Source organism: Bacteroidota bacterium, from assembly GCA_020402865.1.
In the GTDB taxonomy this organism is placed as follows: domain Bacteria; phylum Bacteroidota; class Bacteroidia; order Palsa-965; family Palsa-965.
In genome coordinates, this window is the sequence record JADBYT010000015.1 from 259,628 (window position 1) to 276,799 (window position 17,172).

The window sequence follows — 17,172 nt, forward strand, 5'->3', positions numbered from 1 at the left end:
TCCGGCTTGTACATAGGGCAATACTGATGAAACTGTTTTTTATTCAGTTATATAAATTCATTGTTCAATATGGAGCTAAAAAACAAACAGGTGCTTGTTACCGGTGCTGATGGATTCATTGGCAGCCATCTGGTTGAAAGACTGCTGGAAGAAGGCTGTAAAGTGAGGGCATTTGTTTTTTACAACTCGTTTAACTCTTGGGGATGGCTTGATACCTTATCTTCGGAGCAATTGTCTCGGATTGAAATTTTCGCCGGAGATATAAGAGATCAGAATGGTGTTAAAACGGCAATGAAAAATGTAGATGTAGTTTTTCATCTTGCCGCGTTAATTGCAATTCCTTACAGTTACCATTCTCCAGACAGCTACGTAGATACTAACATCAAAGGTACACTCAATATTCTGCAGGCAGCAAGAGACAACAACGTCGAAAAAATTCTAGTTACTTCCACCTCAGAAGTATATGGCACAGCTTTGTATGCTCCTATTGATGAGAAGCATCCGCGGCAGGGACAATCACCTTACTCGGCCACTAAAATTGGTGCAGATTATTTAGCTGACAGTTTTTATCGCAGTTTTCAACTTCCGGTTACCATTGTACGGCCGTTTAACACATACGGGCCGCGTCAATCGGCCAGAGCCGTTATCCCAACTATCATTTCTCAGTTGCTGGCGGGCAAAAATCAGATTAAACTGGGGGCGGTAACTCCCACACGAGATCTGCTTTTTGTGAAAGATACCGTGGCCGGTTTTGTGGCAATTGCAAAAAGTGACACTGTACTCGGCAAGGAAATTAATATAGCCACGCAAAATGAAATAAGCATTGGTCATTTGGCCGAGAACCTGATTCGGATTATTAATCCATCAGCAACTGTGGTCACCGATGAAATTCGTTTAAGACCGGAGAAGAGTGAGGTGGAAAGACTGCTTGGAAGCAACCAGGAAATTCTTCGTTTAACCGACTGGTCTCCCCGGTATTCGCTCGAACAAGGGCTTTCTGAAACAATAGAATGGTTTCGACAGCCACAAAATATTTCCCGCTACAAAACAGATATTTACAATGTGTGATTAGTACACAAACTCCAATGAATTCAGCCGTCAGTACTGTAGTTAACACCTGTTAAATAGCGAAAAATTCAGTTAAGATGAACGCAAGCGAAATAAATAAATTTGTTCGTACGCTATATAACACAGAGGAGCCCATTCCGCTTCATGCTCCGGTGTTTATTGGAAACGAGAAAAAATATTTAGCTGAATGTATTGATTCTACGTTTGTATCATACGTAGGGCGTTTTGTTGGATTGTTTGAAGAAGGTGTACGTGAATACACAGGTGCAAAATACGCTGTAGCCTGTGTAAGCGGAACTGCTGCATTGCACATTTCATTCATTCTCGCCGGTGTAAGAGAAAACGACGAAATACTTGTACCTGCTCTTACATTTGTTGCCTCCGCCAATGCTATTGCCTATTGCAGGGCCATTCCACATTTTATCGACAGCGAACGCGAAACCTTAGGTGTATCGCCGGAGAAACTCGAAGAAATGCTGGCGGCCGAAACCGAAATGCGTAGTGATGGATTCTGCTACAACATAAAAACAGGACGTCGTATTTCTATCTGTGTACCGATGCACACATTCGGACATGCGGTAAGAATGGATGAACTTATGAATGTGTGTAACCGCTACAACATTGCAGTGGTGGAAGATGCCGCCGAATCAATGGGCACATTCTACAAAGGAAAACACACCGGCACATTTGGCAAACTGGGTATTCTCAGTTTCAATGGCAACAAAACAATTACTACTGGCGGAGGTGGGATGATTCTTACCAATGATGAAGAACTTGCCAAACGTGCCCGCCACATCACTACCACTGCTAAAATTCCGCATCGCTGGGAGTTTGATCATGATGAAGTTGGTTACAACTATCGTATGACAAACGTAAATGCTGCAATAGGCGTAGCGCAAATGGAAAACTTTGACAGATACATTGAAAGCAAACGCAAAATTGCCAATGCCTACAATGAATTTTTCAAAGAATCTGAAATAACATTTTTCAGTGAGCGTGATTTTTGTAAATCCAATTACTGGCTTAACGTAATTATTCTCAAAGACCGGAACAGCAGAGACGAAATTCTTGAAGCTACAAATGGCAGTGGTGTAATGACACGGCCCATCTGGAAACTCATGAGTAAACTCCGCATGTACGATAGTTGCCCGTCAGCCAATCTCGAAAATGCACTATGGCTTGAAGATCGGGTGATTAATCTACCTAGTTCTCCGATTTTGAAATGAGTAAAGGAACCTGACAATGACATCGGCAGATAAAATAAAAATGATTTCTTTAAATGTTGATACATCCCTTCTTCATGCATTGAAGTTAATGGATGCGATCGACAGAAAATTATTGCTTGTTTTTGATAATGATGTTTTCAAAGGACTCTTAAGCATTGGAGATATTCAACGCGCTATCATTAAAAATATTCCGCTTGATCAAGCCATCTCGTCCGTAATGCGCTCAAATATTAGAGTGGCAACTATAGATGATGATCGCGAAGAAATTAGAAAAAACATGTTTGAATATCGAACGGAGTGTATGCCAATTATTAATCAGGACGGCTCCATTCATGATGTGCTTTTTTGGGAAGAAGAATTTTCTGAAAATCAGTTAGTTCCGGATGGTGGTTTAGAAGGGGTACCTGTTGTAATTATGGCCGGTGGCTTGGGAAGTCGTTTGAAACCCTTAACAAATGTAATTCCTAAACCCCTAGTGCCAGTTGGTGATAAACCGATAATCGAAATAATCGTTAATCGGTTTAATAGATTAGGAGTTAAAGATTTTTATTTTTCTGTGAACTACAAAAAAGAAATGATTGAATATTATTTTGATCACATTCAGTCAAAAAAATATCAAGTTCAATATTTCACCGAAGACAAACCTTTAGGTACAGCAGGCAGTATTTATCTTTTAAAGAAAGTTTTGAAAGTGCCTTTCTTTGTTTCAAATTGTGATATTTTAATAGAGCAGGATTATCGTGAGATATATAATTATCATATAGAAAATTCCAACACAATTACCCTTGTAGGCTCGTTAAAACATGTCAGAATACCTTATGGCACAATAGAAATTGGTGAGGGAGGTATTTTGAAGGAAATGAAAGAAAAACCTGAAATAACTTATATGATAAACTCAGGCATGTATGTGTTAGATCCTTTGGTTTTGGAATTTATTCCAGACAATACCTTTATGCATATTACTGAACTTATTGAGATTGTTAAAAATAAAAAGGAGTTTAAGGTGGGGGTTTTCCCTGTATCCGAAAAGGCATGGTTTGATATTGGCGATTGGGAAGAATACCGACAAACAATAGCATATTTCGAGAAAAAATCCATTTCATGAAAAGGGTTTTATTTATAGGTAATCCTGATAATGAATTATTGAAAAACCTTGCTATTGAGTTAAGAAAGGTAGATTCAACTTTACAAATTGACTTTTTGTCGGCAACCCCCTTCTTAAATCGTGCCACTAAAACTGTTTATTCAAATACATTTACACCAGAATCTCAATCCCGGTGGCTTCAAATTCGTATTATTAAATTTTTTGCAATCTGGTACATTTTGAGAAGTCAGATTGGCCGCATACCACATCATTATGATGCAGTTCATGTTTTTTATGTTACACCTGTATTGGGATTTTTAAGATTCAAGGTACAGGCTTTATCAAAAAAACTAATTGTAAGTATTTTTGGCAGCGAATTCTACAGATCAGGAAAAGTATTGCGGTGGCTCGTATTCAGATTTATCCGCCGAGCACAGCTTATAACAGCAGCCAACGAAAGTACGTTAAATGATGTATTAGCATATTATAAACTTGTTGATATTCCTGTTAAGGTGATTCCGTTTGGAGTAAAAACACTTGATATAATAAACAGTATTTCGGCTGATACTTTGGAGCATACCCAAAAAAAATTGGGTATTGATGATAATAAAATAAATATTGCTGTTGGTTATAATGGATTTCCAATCCAGCAACACGAAGCAATATTAGCATCTATCGAGAAAAGTGGTTTGTCACAAAGGACTGATTTATGCTTTGTTTTTCAATTAAATGGTGCGGGGCCGTTAGAGTATAAGTCAAAACTAATAGATAAGATTTCTAAGTCGGTTTCAAATTATTTGATATTCGACAAATTTTTATCCGATCAGGAATTGGCCGTAATTAGAATGAGTATTGACGTCATGATTCAGTTGCAAAAGACAGATCAATTATCGGCTTCTATGCTTGAGTATATGTATTCGGGTGCTATTGTTATTACCGGGGCCTGGCTTCCATATGATATGTTGAGTAAACAGGGTTTTTATTTTTTTAAAATTGAACATATTGATGATATTGGAGAAAAGCTAAATGAAATATTGACTAATATTGTGATTGAAAAATCTTTATCTGTAGTGAATAAAGAAAAGGTATGGGACTTGACTAATTGGGCAATTAAGGCAAAGCAATGGCATTCTTTATATAGAGTATAATAAAATATTCAATTTCGTTTTTAGTTATATTTACAGTATGAGTAAAAAACTTTGTATTGCCGGTACCGGAGGATTTGCACGCGAAACTCTTTGCTGTTACCTTGATTCAATTTCTATTAAATCAGATAAGCGATACGAGCTAGTGTGTTTTATGGAAAGTGATGAATATTATTCAGAAACCCACATATTGGGATTCCCCGTAATTCATCAATCTGATTTTGATCCATCAGTATATGATGTTGTTGTTGGAGTTGGTGATCCTAAAGTGAGAAAAAAAGTAGTTAATAGTCTGCCGCCGCAAACCACATTCCGATCAGTTATTCACCCTTCAGCAGTAATTTCTGAATGGGTAGAGCTGGGAAAGGGAGCAGTAGTTACTGCCGGTGTAATATTAACATGCAATATTAAGGTTGGAGACCATGCCCATTTTAATCTGCATACAACAGTGGGGCATGATTGTATAATTGGCGATTATTTTACTACCGCTCCTGGTGTAAATATCAGTGGTAATTGTAAGTTTGGCGACAACATCTATATTGGTACCAATGCGTCAATTAAACAAGGTATAACCATTTGTTCCGACGTTGTTGTGGGTATGGGAGGAACGGTGGTTAAGAATATATTGGAAGCAGGTACTTATATAGGTACTCCTGTAAGTAAGCTTAGCAAATAAGTTTATCGAATAACAGTAATTCTACCGTAGAAGTTTCTATTATTATATTTATTGTCTGTTAGTTCTATCTTATAAGTATATACATCTTGTTGAACAATTTTACCTTTGTATGTTCCATCCCATGAGTTTGTCAATGAATGTGTTTCAAAAATAAGTTCGCCCCAACGGTCGAAAATCAACATTTTGTAATTTACTATTCCCACTCCAACACCATTGAACGTATCATTTAATCCATCACCATTTGGAGTAAACGAATTTGGGACATAAAATGAAACTTCAGATTCAATTATAATCAGAGTACTTATAGTATCGCTGCACCCTGCTTCATTTGTTACCACTAAAGTAACTGTATAAGTTCCGGGTTGTTGATAGGTATGTTGGGGCGAACCCAGGGTACTGTAATTGTTATCTCCGAAATCCCACAACCACCCGGATATATTCCCTGATGATTGGTCGGTAAAAGTATATTGAGTTTGATTATTTGGAAGAAGTATTGATGAGCTGGAAAATAGCGCATTAATTGAATACCCGGTAGTTTGAATGATTTGTTGAACGGAATCGCTGCCACAAGAATTGCTGGCCGTTAGTGTAATGGTGTATGTGTTTGTTGAATTATATGTATTTTCCGGTGACGCCGATGTTGATGTGTTCCCGTCGCCAAAATCCCATAAATAGTTGGTTGCATTCAATGAATTATTAAAGAAACTGTATTCAGAACTGCATGTGTCAAATGTGAAATCAAAAGCAGCCAAAGGAGTATTTCCTCCGGAAATGTTTATAGTATCACTAACCACACAGCAATTCACTGTTACCTGAACCCAATATTGACCAGGTTGTGTTACCTGAAAGGTAGAATTTGTACTGCCATTTTGCCATAAGTACTGAGCATTACCAGATGTTGTTGCATTCAAGGTAAAACTGCCGTTGCAAAGGGAAGTGTCCGCTCCCAGATTTACATTAATCGAACTGCAATTGTCGTTTAATATCTGTAAGCTGGATTGTGAATTTGGGTACAGGTAGCTGAGCGAGTTTTGAACTGAACTAACAGTTGTGCTTAATGATAAGGTCGGATTAATTGTGGTTGTTAGTGTTAAATTACCCGGATTAATGCACTGAATATTTCCCGATAAGTCTGTACACATAAAAAGCATGTCTGTATTTGTACCCTGTACAGATTGAGCGGTGAAATAAATTAGTCCAGCATCCACGTATGAGCAAGCCAAATGTGTATATCTAAGATTTTCAGTACTGGCAGGAGTTCCATAAGATTTAGTCCAAAGCATGTTTCCTTGAAAATCCGTGCTTAGCATGAATAAATCATTCCCCCCGGAAAGCTGATAGCCGGTGATAACATAACCGTTAGGTGTCACTAAAAGGTTTGAACTTATCTCTGCACTGGTTGCAAGCAAATTATAGTTTTTTGACCATAATACATTACCCAATGTATCTGTATGAATAAGTCCAACTGTAAAATTCGAACTTGCTCCGCTCACATCACCGAAATATGCAATGGTGAGAGAATTATTTTCGAAGATTATATCGATGCCATATATTCGGGCACTTTGAGAGGAATTAAACAATAAGTATTTCGACCATTGATGTTGACCATTTGTTCCGAACCGACTGATGAATGGCCGCATTGAACTTGGAGATGAGCCATTGACGTATATCCGTCCTGTAGAATAAATTGCTGTGCCGGATGAATTCATCGTTGATGAATAACAATCATCTATAAATGAATTACTCGGGACATAATCATAACGAGGAGATGTGGAAATTATACTTCCATTTGAGGCATCTACATTGACTGAAATTACGTCAGGCCAGCTAAAAGATGACGTTTCATAGACTGAACCATAAATTATATAATTGGTCGAACTTACAGGGATAATGTTATCGAAGAAGATATCGCGGTTGTCGTTAACAATACTTAGCCATAACGAAGTTCCTGCAAGATCCATCTTAAACACAAATCCATCTCTGGGAACACTTGTTAAAGAATTAAAGCCATTACCTACACCAATTAAAAAACCATCGGGGCTAATTGAAATGTCATGAATAATATTATTTCCGACTGTAGGCTTAACACATTTTGTCCAGAGGATATTTCCCAAAGGATCAAGTTTAACAATCATTGCACTGTCATCTTTATATCCACCGATAAAGAAATTTCCATCAGGTGATTTAATGGTGCAAAGCCCGCTTTCATTTGTTGAGGTATTCCCGTATGTTCTGTAAAATGTTTGACAAAACACCTGTAAAATGAGAAACGAGAATAGTGAGGTTAGGACAGTTTTTCGCATTGGGTTAATGCATTTGCTAAATACAAAAATAAATAATAATCAATTGCTAATAAGCACACTGTGTTAATAAAAATACTGATCTTTGTAAGTAAAGATGATCTCCAGCAAGTTCCTGTCCTCAACACTTATCTATACCATAGTTGGCTCGCTGCCATTGGTGTCGGGGTTAATACTGCTCCCCTTCTACATTGCCGTACTCAACGAAGCTAATTTTGGTTTACTCACGCTCTATATTGCCATTACCCTGTTTTTTCAGGGAATAATTCTTTTTGCCACCGAGCATAAAACCGCTGTTGATTATTACCTCTATACCGATAAGCCAGTTTTGCAAAAACTTATTCTTTCAACCAATCTTATCTGGGGCGTAGCTTTTGCTGTTTTGCTTACAATATTAACGTATAGCTGGAGCCTGAGTATTGGTAAAGACTTTTTGACACGTAATGATTTGCAGTTAACACCGTGGCTCGGTATGTGTATTGTTACGGCCTTCGGGAATGCAATGTTTAAGCAATACACCAATTTCCTGATTTACCGTGGACGGACCTCGGAGTATGTAGTTGTAAATTCAATAAACTTTATTGCCACAATCAGTATTTCACTGTTGGGAATTTACCTTTATGGCGACAGTATTCAAGGGCCAATGCAGGGGCGTTTTTATTCGGGATTAATTATTCTGCTGCTTGCGCTTATCTATTTTGCCCGAAATATTGGGGCAGGATTTAAGGTTAGTGAATCAAAAGCGGTTTTGCTTTTTGTTTGGCCACTGCTGCTTTATTTTGCGTTTTCATGGGTTTCGTCGTATATCGACAGGTTTATCATAAAACATTACCTCGATACGGAAAGTGTGGGCATCTTCGATTTTGCAGTGAAGTGTACAATGGGAATAGAATTTATTCTTGCGGGATTGGTTAATGTGGTTTATCCGAAAATTTTTGAGCTGTTTAAGAAGTCTGACACTACACCTGAAAAAGAACTTAATCGTCTTGTTAATCTCTACTTTAATGGAATGACAGGCGGGGTTTTTGCGGCAATAATTTTTACGCTGTTGGTTGTGCCAATACTCGCTCCGGTATTTATTCATAAAGTAAATTACATTAACTCGCTTTGGTTTTTACCTGTGCTTGGTGTATCGTTCTTGTGGCGTATTGTATTTCATTTCTATTATGCTCCTATTGTATTCAGCAAAAAAACATACTGGCTTCCTGTTAACCTTGCCATTGCATCGCTATTGCAGATATTCGTTTCTGTTTTACTTACAGCCTTAATGGGATTAACCGGAACCGTAATTTCGTTTGTTTTAGCCAAGTTATTTTCCAGCGTTGTGTTTTGGATTTTCGGACGGCGATTAACCAATGTGCGCTTCTCTGTTTCTCATCAATTATTATTCCCGCTCACTGCATCAGCAATTAGTTTGGCGTTTTATGCTATGGGTTATACCAGTTACGGGCAAACACTACTGCAATGCGTGCTGCTGAGTCTGGTTTTTGTTTTCTTTTTCAGGAAAGAAATTGGAGAAATCCGTATAGTAAAAAAAATGCTGGGAAGGTAAATCCGACAGAACAGTTGTAACTACTGATTAAATTACTACACAACAAACTTTGAACGCAAATGCCGGTTATCGGCCACCAATTGTACAAAGTAAAAGCCGCAGGCAAGATTGTTTACCGGTAAAATAATTTTTCCATTTGCCTGCGCTGTTTTTTCCTGCCTTACAATCCGGCCATGGGCATCGGTAATGGTTAAACTCACGTCGCCTTTCAGCAATTCGTGTTCAAGCACAATTTCGCCACCCTTTACTGCCGGGTTTGGGTAAGCCAATACATACTGAGGTTCAGGTGAGGTGGCATAAACAACTGTTTCATGTGTTTCGCCCGATGAAAGTTCGCTGCCTTTCCATATTACACATAGTGCAGGGAATTTGGAAGGAATGGTATTATCGCTCGAATAAAAGGCAAGTGCTGCTGGCGTATTCGGGTTTTCAGTGTCTAGTCTGAGCATGAAACCCATGTTGGTAGCAGGATTGTTTACCATGCCCTGCACCATAACCGTGAGGTTTACAGTATAGTCCTGTGTAGAACTTGTGCTTGGCAGCAGCGTGCCCCGGTTTGTAGTTGTGGTTGCAGGCTGGTTGTTCCAGGTTACTGAAAATTCGTTCCATGGCGATGTAACCTGTTCGATGTAAGCCAGGTTATTGCCCAAGTGGCCGGGAAGTAAAGTATTGATAAATCCTGTAGCGTATAGTGATAGCCCGGCCGATAATACCTGTGCATTTGCAGGAATTGTACTGAGGTCAAAGAAAAGCAAACCGCGATTGGTATTTTGCCCGCCGCTGGCTCCCGGTAAGCAAAAGGCCTTGAGGTATATATCCGAGCCATAATTGTTTGCTGAGGTATTAAAAAAATCGTGATAGCCGAGTGATGCATCCTGTGCGGTTGATGCATCCGGCTGCTGGCACAATGTATCGTTCTGAGAGAAAAGACCCGCCGAAGCAAAGAGGGCGAAGAAAACATATGCTTGTTTCATGAGGTTAGTTTGGTGATATGAAATTATAACATTCTTCAATTCTCTTACCTTTGCCCTCGTGCTCACCCCAAGGAAAAAAGTACTCGTAATCACCTACTACTGGCCCCCCGCCGGTGGCGCCGGCGTACAACGCTGGCTGAAGTTTGTAAAGTACTTCCGCGATTTTGGCTGGGAACCTATCGTATATACCCCCGAAAACCCCGAAATGCCCGCCCGCGACGAATCGCTGCTGGCTGATGTGCCTGCAGATATTCAGATGCTTAAAACGCCCATCTGGGAGCCTTACGATGCCTATAAAAAACTGGTGGGCCGCAAAAAAGAAGAAGGCATAGGCGCAGGTTTTGTGTCAGACAAAAAGCAGCCCGGTAAGGCCGAAAGCCTTGCCGTGTGGGTGAGAGGCAATTTCTTTATTCCCGATGCGCGCCGGTTCTGGATCAGGCCTTCGGTGAAATTTCTTGCGCAATGGCTTAGCGAGAATAAGGTGGATGCCATAGTTTCTACCGGGCCTCCGCACAGTATGCATCTCATTGCGCTCGGACTGAAAAAGAAAATGCCGCACCTGAAATGGGTGGCCGATTTCCGCGACCCGTGGACCAATATTGATTTCTACGAAGAACTCAAACTCTCGTCGTGGGCCGATGCAAAACATCACCGCCTCGAACGTAAAGTGCTCCAAACAGCCAATGCGGTGGTGAGTGTGGGGAAAACGATGAGCGATGAGTTTGGCGAAATACTGGCTCAGGCTCATACATCCAACCGGCTAGAAGTAATTCCCAACGGTTTTGATCCTGATGCCGTTTTCACGTCGGGTTATACGCCCGATGAAAAATTTTCCATTGCCCACATCGGCACACTCAACCGCTCGCGCAATCCGCACGAACTCTGGAATGTGCTTTCGATGCTGGTAAAAGAAAATGAAGCTTTTGCCACCCACCTCGAAATAAAACTCGTGGGCAAGGTTGATTTTCAAGTTATGGAAGCCATTGAGCAGGCCGGCCTCACAAAATATCTTCGCAAAATAGATTACGTACCGCTCAGCGAAGTGGGGCGCGTGCAAAAAGAAAGCCGGGTGTTGCTGCTGCTGATTAACCGCACCAAAAACGCCAAAGGAATTATCACCGGTAAATTTTTCGAGTACATGGCAACCGGAAATCCGGTACTTGCTATTGGACCCGAAGATGGTGATGCCGCAGCTATTATTGCGGAAACAGGTTGCGGTTTTATTTCCGGCTTCGGCCAGACCGAAAATCTTACCCAACATATTCTTCAGCTTTTTCAGCAATACAAATCAGGCCACACACCGCATCAAATTTCGCCGTTAGTGCAACAGTATTCACGGCGTGAACTTACCGGGAAAATGGCCCGGCTGCTGGAATCACTTTAGTGGTTATTGTTTTTGCCGGATAAGAACATCGGCTTGCCATAATAATCGTAACTTACCTCAAAACAACCCCAATGAAAAACATTTTCGCCGCCTCAGCATTTCTTTTGCCCACTCTCGTTTCGGCTCAATGGCAAACTTACACGATTGCAAATTCTGGACTTAACGATAATTCGTGCTGGTTTGTAAATACCGATGCCAACAATGATGTGTGGGTTTCGGGGCAGTATAATGGCTTGAATAAATTCGACGGCACAAACTGGATTGCCTGGGACCAGTCTAACTCGGCAATTCCTTACAATACAGTGCTTGTATCATTTATAGATGGCAGCAACGTATGGATTGGCACAAATACCGGCGGCACAGGTCTGTTTAATGGTACAAGCTGGCAAACATTCAATACCTCAAACTCCACGATAAGCGATAACACGGTATATGATATTGAAAAAGATGCCGCAGGTAATTTGTGGATGGGTTCGCGCTCTGGCGGATTGATACAATATAACGGAAGCACATTTAATTCATACTCCGTACAAAGTCAGTTGCAGGTAAACTTTGATCGTGTTCATAATATTGTAATTGATGCTTCCGGTATGATATGGATGGGGCTTGCCGGTGGCGGACTCGGACGATTTAATCCGGTAAACGGAACCATGACACAATGGGCAACATGGAACTCCCCGATTGTAAATGATGATGTATATGCTTTGTGTATAGCCTCCGATGGAAAAATCTGGTGCGGAACTTTTGGAGGAATTTCAGTGTTTGATCCGGTTAGCAACAATTTTACGGCAAATTATACAGTTGCCAACTCTGCTCTGCCTTCCAATTATATACGTGCCATTGTGTTTGACGATGCCGGCGCTTGCTGGCTTGGTACCGGCTGGGGCGGAGTTGCCCGTTTAAGCAACAACACATTTACAATTTGGAACGATAACAATTCCAACCTGCCAAGCGATTCTGTGTGGAGTGTGCATTACAGCAACAACAGAATCTGGGTAGCCACAATTACCGAAGGGATTGCCACCATGTTTCTCAATCCCAAGAGTGTGGAAGAAACTCAGCAAACACTTTCACTTTCGTTTCTTGCGTTTCCCAATCCTGCAGCCGAGCATGTAACGGTTGATTTTGTACTGGAGCATAATTCTCAAATGCAAATGCAGCTTTTCAATGCCGCCGGGCAGTTGGTAAAAGCCGAAATGTGGGAACTATTGCCGGGAAATATCCGGAAACAAATTTTCATCGGCGATCTTTCTTCGGGCATGTACACCTTGCGTTTAATGGACGATAAATATTCGGGTACGCAGCAAATAATTATTCAGTAAACAATTGCACAAACAAAAGTGCCGCATCTTTTTCGGGATGCGGCACTTTTGTTTGTGTGTCTGTGAATATTAAAACGCGCGGCTCACACCCACCACCCAGCGAAGCTGGAGGTAATCAGGTGCTACAAACGGTGTGCGGTTGAGGAAGAGCGGGAAATCAACGCGGAGTGTAAGTGGTTTCACGGTTTGCAGCGGCGGGAAACGCTTAATGGTAAGTGCAAAGCCCACACCTGCATCGGCACGGAAATCAGACATGGCCAGCGGCTCATCGCCGGTGTTGAAGTTGATTGCGCCTATATCTCCGAACAGATAGCTTTGCATGCCCAGCACGCTTCTTACACGCGGCATGGCCCGGCCAATGAAGCCGAAGAGTTCCTGAAACTCAAGTTCCATATTAAACGCCGCACCTGTGGTGCCTTTGTACACACGGCGCAAATCGCCGTACCAGTCGAACTGCGGCACCACGTAACCTGCATAGCCGCGAAGTCCGAGCCCGCCGCCGGCATGGAAATGGTTGATGTCATCGCCGTATTCGGCCCAGGTAACCGGGAAAAAGCCCATGCTGCGGGTATATTTGCTGTCCATCATCTGCTCGGGATTAGCGCCGGCCAGATACAGCATGGATTCAGACGCCCATTTTAAACCGGTTCCGGCCTGTGCAAACAAACGGGTATTGATGTTGATCTTGCCGAGATCGTTTTTATTCACCACATTGAGTTGCGCATACTGATAGTCGTAATCGCTGCCAAGCGCGGTAGAGCGGAGGTTAAGCTGAATTACACCGTTGCCGCGTTTGTAATTGTAAGGGTGCTCGTAGCCAAGGTTTACCGAATTATTGAAACGGTCGGGCGTCCATTCATTCCGGTAAATGAGGTAGTTGAGATCCGACGAGTCGGCCCGCTGCATCATTTTAAAGGCCACGGTAAACTTGTGCTTCAGGTTGCGGCTCTGTACTTCGAGACCGGTGTTTACATAGTTCAGCCCGTCGAGATGACGACCACTAAAGAAGAACGACGAATTCTTTACCAGCTTTTGGAGAGGTGTCCGGTAGTTGAACTGTACCGAGAACTGATCATACAGATTAAACTCCGCACCTTCGGGCAACTGACTCTGACCAATACCCGTATTGTAGTGGAACCAGAGATCGAACATGTGTTTCGTGGCCAGATAATCGCCGCCGAGATAGAATCCGGCTTTCACACCATCAAAACCATTGTACCAGAAATCGGGCCTGGCGCGCAGTGCATAGGCCATGCGTGAGGGCTGGTTGTAAATCTTCGAATCGAAGCGTAAATCAACAGGCAGTTTCGAACTGTTGTTGAGCATATTCACATCGGCCATGCGGTGCGTGGTGTCAATCATCACTTCGGCAATGCCCGAAGGAATAACCACCTCGGCCTGATAGGTTTTCTGGATATTGTCCCAGCCAATCCAGCGCGGCAGCACCGTGGCGGTTGTTTGTTTCACAAACCAGGTGTTCGGAATGTGATAGTTGTACTCCCGCCCTTCGTTTGAGCGCACCGTAAAGTCGATGGGCATTTGCATGCCATAGCGTTTAAATGTAATGAGGTAAGTACTGGCCGAGTCGCCGCGTTTTATTCCTTCCACCCCATAGTCTATGGTTTGCGAAGTATTGAGCCACTGATCGAAAAACCAGTTGAGATCCACATGGGTGTATTGAATTACCGAGTTACGGAAGTCTTCCACATACGGGTGCGCAAACTTCCACTGATTGAAGTAATGCTGTATCGACTTGAGGAAAAGTTCATCGCCCAGCACATACTGCAGGTTGTAGAGCATGGTGGCTGTTTTCATATACACCTGCCTGTATCCGCCTCCATGACGCAACGCACCGCCAAAATGATCGGAGTGTGTTTCGAGTACAGCTTCTTCGCCGCGCACGGCATCAATGGTGTAGGGCAGCATGCATTCGCTTTCCATTACCATGTCGGGTTCGCGGAAACGCTCGGCGTATTTCGAGCGGTAGGGATATTGCAGGCGCACATCGCCTTTTATTTTTCGGTACGACCAGGCCGTGAGGAATTGCGTAAAGCCTTCGTCGAGCATGGCGCGGTAAGTTTCGTTGCTGCCCACCATGCCGAAAAACCAGTTGTGGCCTACTTCGTGTGCAATGAGGTCGTAGTAATCAGGAGCGCGGCCACCGTCGAGCGTAAGCATGGGATATTCCATGCCGTCGCGCGCATCGGCCACAATCATTTTCGGGTAGGCATACATGCCAAAGTCGGTCGAATAGGTTTCAATTACTTTGGCCGTAAAAGCTGCCGCATCCTGCCAGCCCGAACAATGTTGTTCCTGCGCCAGTGCAATGCAGCGTATGCCGTTCCACTTCACTTCACCAATGCGGTACGAGGGATCAGCCGTCCATGCAAAATCGTGTACATTTTCGGCATGGAACTTCCACGTTTTGCTGCTGCCGTCGCTGGCAATAACGGTTGAAGGCTGCGTACCCCAGGGCTTTCTGGCAAAGTTTGAAATATCAAGTTTCTGGCGCAGATCAGCCGGAAGCACTTCCTGCTCGTTCACCAGTTCGCCGGTGGCATCCATCACGTAATGATTGGGGAAAGTAAGTTCCACATCATACACACCGAAATCGCCGTAAAACTCACGCGTTAAATGCTGATCAGTATCCCAGCCGGCTTTGCGGTCGTACACCGAAATGCGCGGATACCAGTGCACACCGTCGTAATGCTTGTAGCCAAATTCCTTATACATTTTCATCCGCCGGCGGATGTTGCCGCCATTGTCGAAGTAGGTTTTGAAATCCATCGTAAAGCGCACGGCAAAGCCCGGGCGAAGCGGCTTGGGCAGCCATACTTTCAGAATGGTGTTGTCGAGTTCCACACGCACATCCTGTCCATCCACTTTAATATTGTTTACTGTGGTGCCAAGTCCTTGCTTTTCATAGTTGCCATAGCGCACCGGAAAATCGTTGTTACGGTGTAAATCGTCTGTGTACGAACCGGGCTGAAAAGCGTTTTGGTAAAGATGAAAATAGACAAACGCGAGCGTATCGGGCGAGTTGTTCCAGTAGGTCAGCTCCTGCGAAGCATTGATAATATCTGTGGCATCATCAATTACGGCTTTGATGCGGTAGTGCACATCCTGTTGCCAGTAGCCCGGATAAGGTGCACGGTTTTTCCAGTAGTTCGGATTGGAACGTGAACGGTAGGGGATATCAGCATACTGAGCTGAGGCGGTGGTTGTGATGAGCAACAACAACGCGGCGAAAATTCGCTGAAGCATACGCAGTTTCTTTTCGTGAAGTGGTATGCGGTAAAGATAAGGGATTTGGGGAGAAAGAGAGGGTATTTTCAATGACGTTCATCAGCAGATTTAACCGTTGATGAAGTTGTTTATCAATAGAACTATTGAGCAAAGAATCATCGAATTTGATGATTTAATGTAGTAGAGGGGACTTAATTTTGTAAAAAAACTGAACTATGATGCTGATACATATACTTTACTTTCTCATTTATTTGTCTGATGTTGAGATAAATAACCAATTTTTAGCAAGAGAAATAAATAACAATTATAAATATATTCAAATTAAGTCAGATTTTGAATTGTACAGGCAAGTGTATTTAGTTAATTCAAAACAAATTTTTGTTCCTCAAATGTGGGATTTTGATAATTTCTGGGGTTTTGAAACTGAAGAACAAAGAATAATTAGAAGAGAGAAAAAGCAAAAAAAAATTTTTAATATATATTTATTACTGAGTGTATTAGGTGTTTCGTCATTTATACTCATTTTTCGTCAATCGAGAAAAAAAATCACAATGGATTCAAATGATCCTCAATTGATTTTATCAGGCAAGACTCGATACAGGATTTTTTCTTACACAGGGGTTGTCACTCAATCTTCGAATATGGTAAGCACTGAACAAACAGTATTTGTAAGTAATAACTATGTTAGTGTATCGAATAATATAAATGAAAGCGAACGATTTATGATACTTGATTCAGAAGGTCTGGAGCATGCTGTTGATTTACAAAATACGGGTATCAGGTTACGTCACGGAAATAATATCTCTGCATTTTGGATAGCCTCCGAGGGAAAAACATTTTGGAAGTACATTTGTTTTTTTAATCATGATACGCGTGTACCAACATATATTCCCAATACTATTGAATTGTTACTAGAATTTAATCCATTTCCAAGTATAGTTTTCGGAGCGTTATCTGTATGTATTATCGGATTATTTATGAATTTAGCTTATGGTGAAGTCTTTGTTTTTTTACAAATACTTTTGAGCTTATTAGCGTTTGGAATATTTTTCTGGATTGAATGGTCAAATTGGAAAAATAATCTAAATGAGTTTATTGATAAATATTTTCATAAATATGTAATTAAATACCATGAAAGATACCAACTAGCAAAACAAATAGATGGTAATAATAAAAGTTTGTAATTGTAGTCCTG

12 protein-coding genes are annotated in these 17,172 nt (G+C 41.7%); 9 read left to right on the forward strand and 3 right to left on the reverse strand.

Translation table 11 applies throughout. From position 1 onward, the window contains the following. The first annotated feature begins 69 nt into the window (after window positions 1–69). The 5 genes from IM638_12115 to IM638_12135 all read left to right on the forward strand — a co-directional run bounded on the left by IM638_12115 (window position 70) and on the right by IM638_12135 (window position 5,199). Window positions 70–1,068 (forward strand): SDR family NAD(P)-dependent oxidoreductase, encoded by a 999-nt coding sequence (locus IM638_12115; protein MCA6363775.1) that lies wholly within the window; start codon window positions 70–72, stop codon window positions 1,066–1,068. A gap of 77 nt (window positions 1,069–1,145) precedes the next feature. Further along, on the forward strand, window positions 1,146–2,294 hold the full coding sequence (locus IM638_12120) for a LegC family aminotransferase (GenBank protein ID MCA6363776.1): 1,149 nt from the start codon (window positions 1,146–1,148) through the stop codon (window positions 2,292–2,294). A gap of 88 nt (window positions 2,295–2,382) precedes the next feature. Then, window positions 2,383–3,399, forward strand: a complete 1,017-nt coding sequence (locus IM638_12125; protein MCA6363777.1) for a nucleotidyltransferase family protein — start codon at window positions 2,383–2,385, stop codon at window positions 3,397–3,399. Further along, on the forward strand, window positions 3,396–4,526 hold the full coding sequence (locus tag IM638_12130) for a hypothetical protein (GenBank protein ID MCA6363778.1): 1,131 nt from the start codon (window positions 3,396–3,398) through the stop codon (window positions 4,524–4,526). Before IM638_12125 ends, IM638_12130 begins: the two co-directional genes overlap by 4 nt. A gap of 37 nt (window positions 4,527–4,563) precedes the next feature. Continuing rightward, window positions 4,564–5,199, forward strand: coding sequence for a NeuD/PglB/VioB family sugar acetyltransferase (locus IM638_12135; GenBank protein ID MCA6363779.1), 636 nt, complete (start codon window positions 4,564–4,566; stop codon window positions 5,197–5,199). 2 nt (window positions 5,200–5,201) lie between these two features. Here IM638_12135 and IM638_12140 read toward each other — a convergent pair whose 3' ends face one another. Beyond that, entirely contained in the window at window positions 5,202–7,502 is a 2,301-nt protein-coding gene (locus IM638_12140; protein ID MCA6363780.1) for a PKD domain-containing protein, read from the reverse strand. 94 nt (window positions 7,503–7,596) lie between these two features. Between IM638_12140 and IM638_12145 the strand changes: the two genes are divergently transcribed. Beyond that, entirely contained in the window at window positions 7,597–9,051 is a 1,455-nt protein-coding gene (locus IM638_12145) for a lipopolysaccharide biosynthesis protein (GenBank protein MCA6363781.1), read from the forward strand. A gap of 35 nt (window positions 9,052–9,086) precedes the next feature. Here the strand turns inward: IM638_12145 and IM638_12150 are convergent, their stop codons facing one another. Next, complete coding sequence (locus IM638_12150; GenBank protein MCA6363782.1) at window positions 9,087–10,025, reverse strand: DNRLRE domain-containing protein; 939 nt, start codon at window positions 10,023–10,025, stop codon at window positions 9,087–9,089. A gap of 58 nt (window positions 10,026–10,083) precedes the next feature. Between IM638_12150 and IM638_12155 the strand changes: the two genes are divergently transcribed. Both IM638_12155 and IM638_12160 read left to right on the forward strand, forming a co-directional pair. Further along, a complete protein-coding gene (locus tag IM638_12155; GenBank protein ID MCA6363783.1) occupies window positions 10,084–11,409 on the forward strand; it encodes a glycosyltransferase family 4 protein in 1,326 nt (441 codons plus the stop codon). Window positions 11,410–11,480: 71 nt separating this feature from the next. Then, window positions 11,481–12,731 carry a T9SS type A sorting domain-containing protein gene (locus IM638_12160; protein MCA6363784.1) on the forward strand — a complete coding sequence of 417 codons (1,251 nt, stop codon included), beginning with the start codon at window positions 11,481–11,483 and terminating at the stop codon, window positions 12,729–12,731. A 69-nt stretch (window positions 12,732–12,800) separates the two neighbouring features. Here IM638_12160 and IM638_12165 read toward each other — a convergent pair whose 3' ends face one another. Continuing rightward, window positions 12,801–15,995: a M1 family metallopeptidase gene (locus IM638_12165; protein ID MCA6363785.1), complete on the reverse strand. Its 3,195-nt coding sequence runs from the start codon at window positions 15,993–15,995 to the stop codon at window positions 12,801–12,803. Between the two features lie 197 nt (window positions 15,996–16,192). On the opposite strand from IM638_12165, the gene IM638_12170 reads away from it, so the two are divergent. Next, on the forward strand, window positions 16,193–17,161 hold the full coding sequence (locus IM638_12170; GenBank protein ID MCA6363786.1) for a hypothetical protein: 969 nt from the start codon (window positions 16,193–16,195) through the stop codon (window positions 17,159–17,161). The last annotated feature ends 11 nt before the right edge of the window (window positions 17,162–17,172 follow it).